The organism is Gordonia sp. NPDC003424 (assembly GCF_053588655.1).
The window spans coordinates 73,445-86,149 of record NZ_JBSFQJ010000019.1; the positions used below are offsets into that span (position 1 = coordinate 73,445).

A 12,705-nucleotide genomic window follows, 5' to 3' on the forward strand; every position below is an offset into this window, starting at 1 on the left:
CTACCGGCGGAATCGGAGTCGCGGTCGGCGGGATTCCGGTTGCCGTCGGTGGGGTCGGGACTGCCGTCGGCGGAATTGGCGCCACCGTCGGTGGGGTTCGGGCTGCCGTCGGTGGGGTCAGTCGTCTTCGCCATAGAGCTCGTAGTACGGGTTGTAGATGACCTTGCCGCCGTCGTATTCGGCGAGACGTCCCCGTACGGTCAGTTTGCGTCCCGGCTCGATCCCCGGAATCCGGTTGCGCCCGAGCCATTTGAGCAGGACCGTGTCCGATCCGTCGAAGAACTCGGCCTTCACCCCGATCTTGGCGGTGCGGGAACAGGTCTCCACCGAGCGGAGTTCGCCGTGCATGGTGACCTCGTCGCCGCGGCAACATTCGGCGGCGCGCTGGGCGCCGGTCGCGCGAGAGGCCTCGGCGATCTGTTCGGCGTCGGCATCTCCGAGATCTTCGGTCAACCGACGGGTCAACCTTTTGAGATAACCGCTGGTAGGCATCACACCCTCCTGGGTGTCATCGGGCTGTTGAGCTGAGTGGACGGGCTGTTGAGCTGTGTGGACGGGGGCGATGGACCCGCTGTCTTCGCCAGCGTAAACCCCATTGCTCCACTCCATCAAACGCCGGGCAAGATCGGTTCATGCCCGCACTCGTGGCCATGCCCGGCACCGGCTCCGACGGCGACTATGTCCGGCGCGCCTTCGGCCCCGCAGCCGACGAACTCGCCCTCGATCTGATCGCCCTCGAACCGACATCCGACCTGGTCGCCGGCCATCTGCGTCGGCTCGACGACATCTCGGCGACCGCGGCGGGACCCATCGTGGTCGGTGGGGTGTCGATCGGTGCGGCGATCGCCGTCGAGTGGGCGCTGCGGCAGCCGCCCGACCGGTGTGCGGGGGTGTGGGCGGCGCTGCCCGCGTGGACCGGCGATCCGGCGACCGCGCCGGCCGCCTGGAGCGCGACGCTGACCGCACGGGCACTCGCCGCCGACGGGCTCGAGCCGACCATCGAGGCGATGGTGGCGTCGAGCCCGCCGTGGCTGGCCGACGAGCTGAGCCGGTCGTGGCGTGCGCTCTACCCGCAGTTGCTCAATCAGCTGGCCGCCGCATCCTCCTACCGATCGCCTGGCCTCGACCAGATCGCGTCCCTGGCGGCACCGCTGGCGGTGACCGTGGCCGTCGACGACCCGGTGCATCCGGCGCGGGTGGGCCGCGACTGGGCGGCCTGCGCCCCCCGCTCGACTGTCACCGAGGTCACCCTCGACGAGTGGGGGCATGACCCGTCGGTGCTCGGATTCGCTTGTGCGCGAGGCTGGCTCGCGATCCGCTGAGACCTGGCGGCCGAGCTCAGCGCCGGTTGCGGCGCCGGAAGCGCTGCATCGCCGAGCCGGATGACGGAGGCAACCGGTCGGCGTCATCGTCGGGCTCGTCGCCGTCGGGTTCCCGACCACCGGGTTCCTCGCCGACCACCACGGCCGAGGCCATCTGGTCGGCGACGCCGCCCGGTGCGGGCGTCTCGCCCGGCGTCGGTTGCGCGACTTCCGGTGCGCCGGCAGGCATCTCGCCGATCATCTGCTGCTGCGCCGCGGCGACCTGCTCGGCGAGCACCGCCGGCAGGACGACCGGCAGCGGATCGCGGGGTGGGTAGGGATCGGTGCCCCGACGCACCACCGACTCCGCGAGCACCGCCCGCGCGAGGCGGCTCAGTTCCTCCGCGTCGGTGTCGGGTCCGCTTGCGACACAACGGATCATCCACCGGGGGCCGTCGACGCCGATGAACCGGTGGGAGGCACCGGGCACCTCCGCGACGACCTCGCGACCCCAGTGGCCGTCCTCGATGGACACCCGGGCACCCTCGTCGCGCAGCGATGCCGCGAGTTCGGTGACCACCTCGCGCCACAACCCGGGTGACTTCGGCGCGGCGAACGCGGTCACGTTGATCCGGCCGTGCGGGGTGACGAGATAGACCGCCTCGGGCTGGTGATCGGCGGACATCTCCACGGTCACCTGGCCACCCTCCACCACGGGCACCAGCACCGAACCGAGATCCAGATGGGAGTTGGCCAGCTCCTCGGCGGAGGTGGCGAGGGCGCCGATGTCGTAGGGTCCGTGCGCCGAGCCGATCGTCGGGTCGTCTGCCATGTCAGAAACTCCTCGCCATGTCAGGAACTACTCGTGCTGCCCGGCTGTGTGTCCGCCAGGATCGCGTGGCCCCCGCTGGAGCCGTATCCGCCCGCCCCCCGGCTGGTGTCGTCGAGCTCGTCGACCTCGACGAACTCCGGCAGTTCGACGCGCTGCACGACGAGCTGCGCGATCCGGTCCCCGCGCGCGATGCTGATCGGCTCGGACGGATCGAGGTTGATCAGACAGACCTTGATCTCGCCGCGATAGCCGGCGTCGATGGTGCCCGGCGTGTTGACGATCGACAGCCCGGCGCGGGCGGCGAGTCCGGATCGGGGATGGATGAGGCCGACGGTCCCGATCGGCAGGGCGATCGCTATCCCGGTGCCGACCAGTTGACGGCGGCCCGCCGGGAGCTCGAGGTCGATCGTGGAGTGCAGGTCCACGCCTGCGTCGCCCGGATGGGCCCGGGTGGGCAGCGGGATGTCGCGATCGAGTCGTCGGACGGCGATGGTTGGAATCTCGCTCACGAGGGCAGACTACGCTGGTCGCGTGACTCCCCCTGCATCACACGCGGACCAGCCAGTGTCAGAACACAAGTCGGGTTCTGACCGCTACAGCGAACGCCTACGCGTGCCGTGGTGGTGGTGGGTGGCCGGCGCCGTCCTGACCGGCGTGCTGGGATACGAGATCCAGTTGTCGGCACATCGCGCATCCTGGAGTGTCGTCGGCTACGCCGTCATCGCGGTGCTGATCGCGTGGCTGCTGTGGTCGATGGGGCGGGTCCCGATCCGGGTGACCGACGACGGGCAACTCGTCGCCAATCGGGCGCGACTACCGCGGTCGGTGATCGCGCGGGGCGCCACCGTGCCGGCGACGGCGAAGAGTGCCGCAATGGGCCGGCAGCTCGATCCGGCCGCTTACCTGGTGCATCGTGCGTGGGTGAAGACGATGGTGCTCTTTGTGCTCGACGACCCGGACGATCCGACGCCGTACTGGCTGGTGTCGACGCGCAATCCGGGCGCGGTGCTCGCGGCGCTGGACCTTCCCGATGCGGCCGCCGGGACCGGTCTCGATCACTGACCGGTCGACGATCAGGCGCAGTCCACGCAGATCATCGAGTTGCCGTTCTGGCGAGCCAGCCGGCTGCGGTGATACACGAGGAAACAGCTGGTACAGGTGAACTCGTCGGCCTGCTTTGGGATGACCCGGACCGACAGCTCCTCGCCGGACAGATCGGCTCCCGGCAATTCGAAGGATTCCGCGGTGTCGCTCTCGTCGACGTCGACGGCCGAGGATTGCGCTTCGCTGCGTCGCGCCTTCAGCTCCTCGAGGGAGTCCTCGTTCATGTCCTCGGTCTCGGTGCGTCGCGGCGCGTCGTAATCAGTAGCCATTGTGTGTGCCTTACCTACCTACCTGGTTGAGAGTGTGAGGGCGCTCTCGGATGCCGGCTTGTGGCCGGACAAACGTAGGGTGCGCGTACCCGCCGGGATTGTCTTGCCGACGGCCTCACCACAACGTCCTGACCGGTGCAATTCGTCACCCAGAACCCGTCGGAGCGGTGTGACCTTGATCACACTGATCCGGATCTCCCCCAGCGCTGTGGAGAGCGGGCGCCCGAAGCTTAGTGCACCGGCGTTGCGTGGTCAACGACAACCTTCGGCGAATCATTCCCGGCGTGTCCGAGGGGGTTCGGTACGGGTCCCACCCTTTACAGTGGGTGCTGCCCGGTCGGCGTGTGAGAAGGAGCCAGAGCACGGTGGTGTCGCAGATTACGACCGGTTCGCCGGTCGATGACCACGGACGTCCGTTCCGCCGGCGGCGCGCCCGGCCCGCGATCATCGTCGCAGCGTTGCTGCTGGTGGTGGGCCTGGTCACCTGGGCCGTCGCACTCAACGAATCGGGTACCGCCTCGGTCCCCACCAACTGCAACCAGCCGACCGCGGCCAGCATCGACCCGTCGGCGAGCGCCGCGCCGCCCACTCCGACGACGCCCGCCGCCAAGCCGCCATCGCTGACCGCGGCCAACCGGCAGGAGATGCTCGACGTCGCCCCGGCCGCCCTGTCCACCTTCCAGGTCCGCGTGCTCAACGCGTCGTCACAACGCGGTGCGGCGCGCTCGGTGTCCGACGATCTGACCGCGATGGGGTTCAACCCCACGCCCAACGATCCCTACGCCGACGACGCGCTCTACCCCAACCGCGACCTCAACTGCGTCGCGCAGATCCGTTTCGGGCCCGCGGGCAAGGCCGGAGCCGCCGCGGTCTGGGTCGCGATCCCGTGCGCCCAGCTCGTCGACGACGGGCGCAAGGACACGACGGTCGACGTGGCGCTCGGCGAGTACTACGAGAGCCGCGAGCAGTCACAGGACGCGCAGGCCGCCCTCGACGCGCTGCGCACCGCCGATCCGCGCGATCCCAAGACCGGCCCCGACCCCAGCGTCGTGAAGGCCGTCCACCATCAGAGCTGCTGACCGCCGGGCGCCGTCGCACCCGTCAGTAGGTCGGCAACGGCGTGCGGGCACCCAGCTCGTCGAGCATGCGGTGGAAATCGTCGGCGATGCCCGGCGCCACCGCGACCGTCGGATGCCCGTCGGCCGAGCGCGAGTTCGGCGGCGGGGTGTCCACCCGTGCGCCGGCCTCGGCGGCGATCAGACCTCCGGCAGCCCAATCCCATGGCGACAGACCGTGTTCGAAGTGCGCGTCGACGGCGCCGCTGGCCACCATGCACAGGTCGAGTGCGGCCGCCCCCACCCGCCGCACGTCGCGGATGCGCGGCAGCAGATCGGCGATGAACGCCCCCTGCGCGGCCCGGCGCCGCGCGTCGTAGGAGAAGCCGGTGGCCACCAACGCCAGCCCGACGTCGTCGATCGGGTTGCAGGACAGCCTGATTCGCCCCTGCCCGGCATCCATGTAGGCACCGTGGCCGAGTGCCGCGGAGTACGTGACACCGCGTGCCACGTCGACGACGGCGCCGGCCACGGACCGGCCCCCGACCTGCGCGGCCACCGACACCGCGTAGGCGGGTATGCCGTACATGAAGTTGACGGTCCCGTCGATGGGGTCGACCACCCAGCGCACCCCGGTCGGTACGTCCACCGACCCGCCGGCCTCCTCGCCGAGCACCTCGTCACCGGGGCGGCGCGCGTGCAGTTCCGCACGGATCAGCTGCTCCGTCTCGGTGTCGGCGAGCGTGACCGGATCGGTGCGCGTGGACTTGGTGCTCACCGCGGCGTCGGCGTCGTCAGCGGGCACATCGGTCCCGAACAGTTCCGGTCGCCGGCGACGGACGTGGTCGGCCGCGCGCCGCGCCACGTCGATCGCGACGCCCTCGAGGAGCGCAGCAGCATCATCGGTCACGCCCCCACTGTGCCACGCGGCCCGACCCGGTTCGCCGCACGCCCGGCCCACTTCACCGCACGGCCCGACCCACTTCACCGCACGGCCCGACCGGGTTCACCGCACGGCCCGACCCGGTTCACCGCACGGCCCGACCCCACTTCTCGGCACGCCCGACCCGACTTTGCCGCACGGGCCAGCACAGTGGCGTCGGGCTGGATAGCCTGAGACCGGCACTGCCAGCAATTCCCGATTCCCAGCTTGGTTTGACCGGAGAGGACGCCCGCATGACCGACGCCGAGACCACCGACACCGCGCTGCCAGGGGCCGCATCGAATCTCAGCTTCGGCGTCGACGTCGGCGGCTCCGGCATCAAGGGCGGCATCGTCGACCTCGACACCGGCGCGCTCGTCGGTGAGCGCTTCAAGGTGCTGACCCCGCAACCGTCCACCCCTGAGGCGGTGGCCGCCGGCGTCGCCGAGGTCGTCCATCACTTCAAGTGGTCGGGGCCGGTCGGCATCACGCTGCCCGGGGTGGTGACCGACGGGATCATGCGCACCGCGGCCAACATCGACAAGGGGTGGATCGGCACCGACGTCTACGCGCTGTTTTCCACCGCGCTCGACGGACGGCAGGTGTCGGTGCTCAACGACGCCGACGCCGCGGGCATGGCCGAGGACCGTTTCGGCGGCGGGGCCGGCGTCGACGGTGTGGTCATGCTCCTGACCCTGGGTACCGGGATCGGCTCGGCGATCCTCATCAACGGGACGCTGGTGCCCAACACCGAACTCGGTCACATGATCATCAACGGGAAAGAAGCCGAGCATCAGGCCTCGTCGAAGGTCAAGGAGGACAAGGGCTGGTCGTACGAGAAGTGGGCCAAGAAACTCTCGCACGTCCTCGAGGCCTACGAAGCACTCTTCTGGCCCAAACTGTTCATCGTCGGCGGTGGCATCAGCCGCAAGTCCGACAAGTGGATCCCGCTGTTGACCAACACCACGCCGGTGGTGCCGGCGACCCTGCGCAACACCGCGGGCATCGTCGGCGCGGCGATGGCCGTCGACGCCGGGCTTCGCACCTGACACGCCACGATCCGACGCACTCTGACCAGTGCTTTGTCACATCTGGCGTTGCGGTGTCGTTACAATGGTTCTCGAGCGGTGACAAGTCGCCGACAAATCAAGCCCTGATCCGCGGCGGCGCTTGCTGCCGCGCGCGAAATCACGAATCAGTTCGAAAGGTTGTACGTGGCAGCCACTCAGACCCACCAGGCCGACACCGACGAGTCGGTCGACGCGACCACCACCACGGAAGACGCGCCGGCCAAGCGAACGGCGAAGAAGGTCGCCAAGAAGGCGACCGCGCGTAAGTCCACCGCCAAGAAGGCGACGCGTAAGACCGGTGCCAAGAAGGCCACGAAGGCCGGCGACGGCGACGACGCGGTCGCCGAGGACGAGAACCTCGACGACGACGCCGGGTCGATCGACGACATCGACGGTCCCGATGTGGACCTCGAGGATGACGGCGACCTCGACACCGACGACGACGACCTGACCGTCGACGACGAGGACGACGAGGCAGACGACACCGAGGACGACGAGGACGAAGACGCCGAGGAGACCCCGGCCGTCGCGGTGACCGAGGCCAAGCCCGAGGCGAAGAGCCCCGAGACCGCGCCGCCGGCCGAGAAGGAGAAGACCGCCGGCGACTTCGTCTGGGACGAGGAGGAGTCCGAGGCCCTGCGGCAGGCCCGCAAGGACGCCGAGCTCACCGCATCGGCCGACTCGGTCCGCGCCTATCTCAAGCAGATCGGCAAGGTCGCGCTGCTGAATGCCGAGGAGGAGGTCGAGCTCGCCAAGCGCATCGAGGCCGGCCTGTTCGCCACCGAGCGGCTGCGACGGATCGTGGAGTCGGGCGAGAAGATCAGCACCGCGGCCAAACGCGACCTGAACTGGATCTCCCGAGACGGCAACCGGGCCAAGAACCATCTGCTCGAGGCCAACCTGCGTCTCGTGGTGTCCCTGGCCAAGCGCTACACCGGCCGCGGCATGGCGTTCCTGGATCTGATCCAGGAGGGCAATCTCGGTCTGATCCGCGCGGTGGAGAAGTTCGACTACACCAAGGGCTACAAGTTCTCCACCTACGCGACGTGGTGGATTCGGCAGGCGATCACCCGCGCCATGGCCGACCAGGCCCGCACCATCCGCATCCCGGTGCACATGGTCGAGGTCATCAACAAGCTCGGTCGTATCCAGCGCGAACTGCTCCAGGACCTCGGCCGCGAGCCGACCCCCGAGGAGCTCGCCAAGGAAATGGACATCACGCCGGAGAAGGTGCTGGAGATCCAGCAGTATGCGCGTGAGCCGATCTCGCTGGACCAGACCATCGGCGACGAGGGCGACAGCCAGCTCGGTGACTTCATCGAGGACTCCGAGGCGGTCGTCGCGGTCGACGCGGTCAGCTTCACCCTGCTGCAGGATCAGCTGCAGTCGGTCCTCGAGACGTTGTCCGAGCGCGAGGCCGGCGTGGTCCGGCTGCGCTTCGGCCTCACCGACGGTCAGCCCCGCACCCTCGACGAGATCGGCCAGGTCTACGGCGTGACGCGTGAGCGCATCCGTCAGATCGAGTCGAAGACCATGTCGAAGCTGCGGCACCCCAGCCGCTCGCAGGTCCTGCGCGACTACCTGGACTGACTCCCCCGATCGCTCGGTGAGCGAGAATCGTGCGGCCCAAGATCATGTGATCTGGGTCGCACTGTTCGTAACGCCAGGGTGAGGCCGTGTTGCAGGCATCGCCCATCGTGTTAACGGTGAATGACGACACACCCGGGGGGCCTGCGGAACAATACGAAAGCCCCAAACGTCTGAGAGAGTGAGGGCGACACATCACCACCGATGTGTCGGCTCAGGAAGGGAATGGCGACGGCATCGGAGCCGAAGCCGGACCGGGACGGAGGAATCATGTCAGACACCGCCACCACATCCCCGATCTACATGCCGCTCACTGCCGCCGACCGCTGTGACCGCTGCGGTGCGGCCGCCAAGGTACGGGCCGTGCTGCCCGCGGGTGGAGAACTTCTCTTCTGCCGCCATCACTTCAACGCGCACGAGGCCAAGCTCGTCGAGCTATCGGCGACGGTCGTGGAGTCCGCAGGCGAATTGGTCTAGATCCGCGAGAACATGTGACACGACCCGGCCGGGAATACCGGCCGGGTCGTCGCATATCGGGGCGTCTACCGCCATTCGCGCAGCGCGGCGATCCGTTCGCGGAGCTGGTCTGCGCTGGCCATCGCGGTCGGCGGCCCGCCCAGGCGGGTGCGGAGTTCGTTGTGCACCATGCCGTGGGGTTTCCCCGTGCGGTGATGGTGCATGGCCACGAGCGTGTTGAGTTCCTTGCGCAACGCATGCAAGTTCTCCCCCGCCGGTCGCGCCTGCGGTGCGGCAGCCGCGGGTGCGGCGGCCGCCACGGCCCGGTCGGCGACCTGGTCGGCCTGCCGCTTGCGCAGCAGCTCACGCACCTGATCGGCGTCGAGCAACCCGGGCAGGCCCAGGTAGTCCGACTCCTCGTCGGACCCGGCGAACGTGGCCGTGCCCCACGATGAGCCGTCGAAGATCACCTGGTCCAGTTCGGCGTCGGCGTGCAACGACTCGAACGACTTCTCGTCTTCGCCGGGCTCGTCGCGCTGCTTGTTGGCGTCGATCAGCAGTGCGTCGTCGAGACCGTCGCTCTCGCGGTGCGGTTTGCCCAGCACGTGGTCGCGCTCGGCCTCCATCTGGCTGGCCAGGTTGAGCAGCACCGGCACCGACGGCAGGAACACGCTCGCGGTCTCGCCGGGGCGGCGTGACCGTACGAACCGCCCGACCGCCTGGGCGAAGAACAGCGGCGTCGAGGCGCTGGTCGCGTAGACCCCGACGGCCAGCCGCGGCACGTCGACGCCCTCGGACACCATCCGGACGGCGACCATCCATTCGTCGTCGGATGCCGCGAACTCCGCGATCCGGCCCGACGCCTTCGGGTCGTCGGACAACACCACGGTGACCTTGCGGCCGCTGATGGCCGTGAGCAGCTCGGCGTAGTCGCGCGCGGTCGTCTGATCGGTCGCGATGACCAGCCCTCCGGCGTCGGGTATGCCCGAGGCCCGCAACTGCCGCAATCGTGTGTGCGCGGCCTCCAGCACCGCGGGAATCCAGTCGCCGTGCGGGTCGAGCGCGGTCCGCCACGCACGTGCGGTGTGCTCGGCCGACAGGGGTTCGCCGAGCCGTGCGGTGAACTCCTCACCGGCGCTCGTGCGCCAGCTGGCCTGGCCGCTGTAGGCGAGGAACACCACCGGGCGGACCACGCCGTCGGCGAGCGCGTCGGCGTAGCCGTAGGTGTGATCGGCCTTGGACCGCAGCACCCCGGCGGCCTCGGGCTCGTAGGTGACGAACGGGATGGGCGAGTCGTCGGACCGGAACGGCGTCCCGGTGAGGGCGAGCCGGCGTGTGGCGTCCGAGAACGCCTCGCGGATCGCGTCACCCCACGACTTGGCGTCGCCGCCGTGGTGGATCTCGTCGAGGATGACCAGCGTCCGGCGGTTCTCGGTCCGCACACGGTGCCGGGCAGGGTGCGCCGCGACCTGGGCGTAGGTGAGCGCGACGCCGTGATAGTCGCTACTGGTCTGGCCAGTGGCATTGCGGAACCGCGAATCCAGCGCGATCCCGACGCGGGCGGCGGCCTCGGCCCACTGGTGCTTGAGATGTTCGGTGGGGGTGACGACGGCGATCTGGTCGACCGTCCGGTCGTCGAGGAGTTCGCGCGCCACCCGCAGGCCGAAGGTCGTCTTGCCGGCGCCCGGGGTGGCCACGGCCAGGAAATCGACCGGCCGCCGGGTCAGGTACTTGGTCAGCGCACGTCGCTGCCAGGCGCGCAGCGGCGGGGAGGCGACAACCGCGCCGCCGGGTGCCTCGACACTGTTCTCGGCTGCTGAAGTCACCTGTGCACTGCTCCCTGAGTTTCCTCGAATGGCATGAAAGAACCCCTCGCACACGGTCGCCAGCGCCGGGAAAGGGGACGCGGGCCATGCTACCGCCGAGCACCGACGGGGGCCGAACGCGACACCGCCACGACCGAGCGATTTGCGCACACGCCCGGGCCGGTGACCCATTTCCGGTGCGGATCGGGGATGCTAGAGCCATCGTCAGTCGTCACCGAAACCCAGCACCGATGTCCGAGGCGTCGCCGTCATCGGATGACCCGTCACATTCGCCGACGGTTCCGCTCGCCGCCCGCCCACCGACGCAGGCTTCGTCTCCCCACGCCCCGTTCACCGGGGACACCGATCACCCGGTTCGACCTCCGGCGCCGGCTCGCGACGGACAAGACGACCCCACACGCGGCGAGCCCACCGAGCCCGGCCCACCGGTCCTGCCCACGATGCACGTGGTGGTGTGGCGGACCGTCAAGAAGGCCTGGGACGACGGCATCGTCGGCTGGGCCGCCCAGTCGGCCTTCTGGCAGGCCCTGTCGCTACCGCCTCTGCTGCTCGGGCTCCTCGGCTCGGTCGGTTACATCGCCGGATGGTTCGGCCCCGACACGGTTGACGTGGTCTCCGAACGCATCATCTCGTTCTCGGATCGGACCTTCGCGGAGAGCGTGGTGACCGACCTGATCACCCCGACGGTCGACAACGTGCTGGGCCGCGGCCGGGTGGGCGTGATCTCGATCGGTTTCATCCTGTCGCTGTGGGCCGGGTCGTCGGCGGTGTCGTGCTTCATCGCCGCGATCGTGCGGGCCCACGACCAGCACGAGGTGCGCAATCCGGTGTGGCAGCGCTTCTTCGCGCTGTTCCTCTACATCGGGTTCCTCGTCGTCGCGGTCTTCCTGATGCCGCTGGTCGCTCTCGGCCCCAACTACCTGCAGGACATCGCGCCCGATTCCTGGGATCCCGTCGTCAGCAATCTGATCGCGTTCGGCTACTTCCCGTTCGTCGCGTTCCTCATGTTGCTGGTGCTGACCACGCTCTACCACCTCGCCCTGCCCAACCCGCTGCCGTGGCATCGCCTGGTCGGTGGGGCGATCATCGCCGGCGTCTTCTTCTGGGTGGCGAGCTACATCCTGCGCATCTATCTGACCGCGATCACCCGGGCCGGCTACAGCTACGGTGCGCTCGCGACGCCGATCGCGTTCCTGCTGTTCACGTTCTTCCTCGGCTTCGCCATCGTCATCGGCGCCGAGTTCAACGCGGCCGTGCAGTCGCTGTGGCCGGCCAAGCCCGCGGCGTCCGTGCAGGTTCGCGAGTGGGTGTCGTCGCAGACCTCCGACATCACCGGGCAGCTCAAGACGCTGCCGGACCGGCTCGCGTCCGGGCCGATCCGGCGCAGTGACCGGCCACCGGGCAAGTGAGAGGGTGCAGGCGACGGGTCAGTCCTTGCGCATCCGCTCGTAGATCTTCTTGCACTTCGGGCACACCGGTGATCCGGGCTTCGCCGAGCGGGTCACCGGAAAGGTCTCACCGCACAGTGCGACGACGTGATTGCCCATCACGGCGCTCTCGGCGATCTTGTTCTTCTTCACGTAGTGGAAGAACTTGGGGCGGTCGTCATCGCCCCGGTCCGTGCTGTCGGCGTCGGGCCGTTCGTCGACATCGGTGCGTTCGTCGAGGTCCGGCCGATCGATCGTCTGGGTTCCCATGCCCACCATTGTGCGCCACCGGGCCCGGCAGGCAATCCCACGGCTGCATTCGCGCAGCGAAAGTGGGACAGTGGAGAGATGGGTGGTGAAGGCTTTTCCGCACACGCCGGTGACATCGGTGCCGGCGGCACCCGGCGCGACCACGCCGAACTCCGTGATGCCGTCCTGATCACCGACGCCCAGCAGTCGCTCGACGAGCAGCAACGCGCGCGCGTGCGAAAATACTTGACCCTCATGGCCTTTCGCGTCCCAGCGCTGTTCATCGCGGGGATCGCGTACAGCGCGACCGGTTCGGGTCTGCTGGCGCTCGCGATCGTCGCGGCGTCGATACCGCTGCCGTGGATCGCGGTGCTGATCGCCAACGACCGGCCGCCCCGCAAACGCGGCGAGGTCCCCCATTACCTGTACGGAGCGCACGACACGGTGATCGGTCCGCCGTCGTTGTCGACCGACAACCGGGTCATCGACTCGACCGTCGAGCCCGATCGCCGCGCGGACTGACCGTCCACGCCGACCCCACACTCTCAGCAACTTCTCATGTCATAAGTCACATCGGCATGGAACTTTCGGCCCAGCGAGCGCGTTG

General features: G+C 69.0%; 15 protein-coding genes. 8 read left to right on the forward strand and 7 right to left on the reverse strand.

Features of this window, described 5'->3' with window-relative positions; translation table 11 throughout:
• Positions 1-117: 117 nt before the first annotated feature.
• The gene (locus tag ACWDTI_RS22320) at positions 118-492 is read right to left on the reverse strand and encodes an OB-fold nucleic acid binding domain-containing protein (RefSeq protein WP_449740311.1); all 375 of its coding nucleotides are present in this window, start codon (positions 490-492) and stop codon (positions 118-120) included.
• Positions 493-632: 140 nt separating this feature from the next.
• Between ACWDTI_RS22320 and ACWDTI_RS22325 the strand changes: the two genes are divergently transcribed.
• Complete coding sequence (locus tag ACWDTI_RS22325; protein ID WP_449740312.1) at positions 633-1,322, forward strand: alpha/beta fold hydrolase; 690 nt, start codon at positions 633-635, stop codon at positions 1,320-1,322.
• A 16-nt stretch (positions 1,323-1,338) separates the two neighbouring features.
• Here the strand turns inward: ACWDTI_RS22325 and ACWDTI_RS22330 are convergent, their stop codons facing one another.
• Positions 1,339-2,133 carry a DUF3710 domain-containing protein gene (locus tag ACWDTI_RS22330; protein ID WP_449740313.1) on the reverse strand — a complete coding sequence of 265 codons (795 nt, stop codon included), beginning with the start codon at positions 2,131-2,133 and terminating at the stop codon, positions 1,339-1,341.
• A 20-nt stretch (positions 2,134-2,153) separates the two neighbouring features.
• Complete coding sequence (dut, locus tag ACWDTI_RS22335) at positions 2,154-2,642, reverse strand: dUTP diphosphatase (protein WP_449740314.1); 489 nt, start codon at positions 2,640-2,642, stop codon at positions 2,154-2,156.
• Between dut and ACWDTI_RS22340 the strand changes: the two genes are divergently transcribed.
• On the forward strand, positions 2,623-3,195 hold the full coding sequence (locus ACWDTI_RS22340; protein ID WP_449740315.1) for a DUF3093 domain-containing protein: 573 nt from the start codon (positions 2,623-2,625) through the stop codon (positions 3,193-3,195). The genes dut and ACWDTI_RS22340 overlap by 20 nt on opposite strands.
• Positions 3,196-3,206: 11 nt before the next feature.
• On the opposite strand, the gene ACWDTI_RS22345 is transcribed toward ACWDTI_RS22340, so the two are convergent.
• Positions 3,207-3,506 (reverse strand): DUF4193 domain-containing protein, encoded by a 300-nt coding sequence (locus ACWDTI_RS22345; RefSeq protein WP_419233046.1) that lies wholly within the window; start codon positions 3,504-3,506, stop codon positions 3,207-3,209.
• Between the two features lie 365 nt (positions 3,507-3,871).
• Here ACWDTI_RS22345 and cei point away from each other — a divergent pair, with 365 nt between their 5' ends.
• Positions 3,872-4,585, forward strand: coding sequence for an envelope integrity protein Cei (cei, locus tag ACWDTI_RS22350; RefSeq protein WP_449740316.1), 714 nt, complete (start codon positions 3,872-3,874; stop codon positions 4,583-4,585).
• A 22-nt stretch (positions 4,586-4,607) separates the two neighbouring features.
• Here the strand turns inward: cei and ACWDTI_RS22355 are convergent, their stop codons facing one another.
• A complete protein-coding gene (locus tag ACWDTI_RS22355; RefSeq protein WP_449740317.1) occupies positions 4,608-5,471 on the reverse strand; it encodes an inositol monophosphatase family protein in 864 nt (287 codons plus the stop codon).
• A 266-nt stretch (positions 5,472-5,737) separates the two neighbouring features.
• Between ACWDTI_RS22355 and ppgK the strand changes: the two genes are divergently transcribed.
• From ppgK to ACWDTI_RS22370, 3 genes are all read left to right on the forward strand, one after another.
• A complete protein-coding gene (gene ppgK / locus ACWDTI_RS22360) occupies positions 5,738-6,532 on the forward strand; it encodes a polyphosphate--glucose phosphotransferase (RefSeq protein ID WP_449740318.1) in 795 nt (264 codons plus the stop codon).
• A 165-nt stretch (positions 6,533-6,697) separates the two neighbouring features.
• The gene (locus tag ACWDTI_RS22365) at positions 6,698-8,143 is read left to right on the forward strand and encodes an RNA polymerase sigma factor (RefSeq protein ID WP_449740319.1); all 1,446 of its coding nucleotides are present in this window, start codon (positions 6,698-6,700) and stop codon (positions 8,141-8,143) included.
• Between the two features lie 267 nt (positions 8,144-8,410).
• On the forward strand, positions 8,411-8,617 hold the full coding sequence (locus ACWDTI_RS22370; protein ID WP_449740320.1) for a DUF7455 domain-containing protein: 207 nt from the start codon (positions 8,411-8,413) through the stop codon (positions 8,615-8,617).
• Positions 8,618-8,682: 65 nt separating this feature from the next.
• Here the strand turns inward: ACWDTI_RS22370 and ACWDTI_RS22375 are convergent, their stop codons facing one another.
• A complete protein-coding gene (locus ACWDTI_RS22375) occupies positions 8,683-10,422 on the reverse strand; it encodes a DEAD/DEAH box helicase (protein WP_449740321.1) in 1,740 nt (579 codons plus the stop codon).
• Between the two features lie 230 nt (positions 10,423-10,652).
• On the opposite strand from ACWDTI_RS22375, the gene ACWDTI_RS22380 reads away from it, so the two are divergent.
• On the forward strand, positions 10,653-11,831 hold the full coding sequence (locus tag ACWDTI_RS22380; protein ID WP_449740322.1) for a YihY/virulence factor BrkB family protein: 1,179 nt from the start codon (positions 10,653-10,655) through the stop codon (positions 11,829-11,831).
• A gap of 18 nt (positions 11,832-11,849) precedes the next feature.
• Here ACWDTI_RS22380 and ACWDTI_RS22385 read toward each other — a convergent pair whose 3' ends face one another.
• Complete coding sequence (locus tag ACWDTI_RS22385) at positions 11,850-12,119, reverse strand: DUF3039 domain-containing protein (RefSeq protein WP_449740323.1); 270 nt, start codon at positions 12,117-12,119, stop codon at positions 11,850-11,852.
• A gap of 78 nt (positions 12,120-12,197) precedes the next feature.
• On the opposite strand from ACWDTI_RS22385, the gene ACWDTI_RS22390 reads away from it, so the two are divergent.
• Complete coding sequence (locus tag ACWDTI_RS22390) at positions 12,198-12,620, forward strand: DUF3099 domain-containing protein (protein ID WP_449740324.1); 423 nt, start codon at positions 12,198-12,200, stop codon at positions 12,618-12,620.
• Positions 12,621-12,705: the final 85 nt, after the last annotated feature.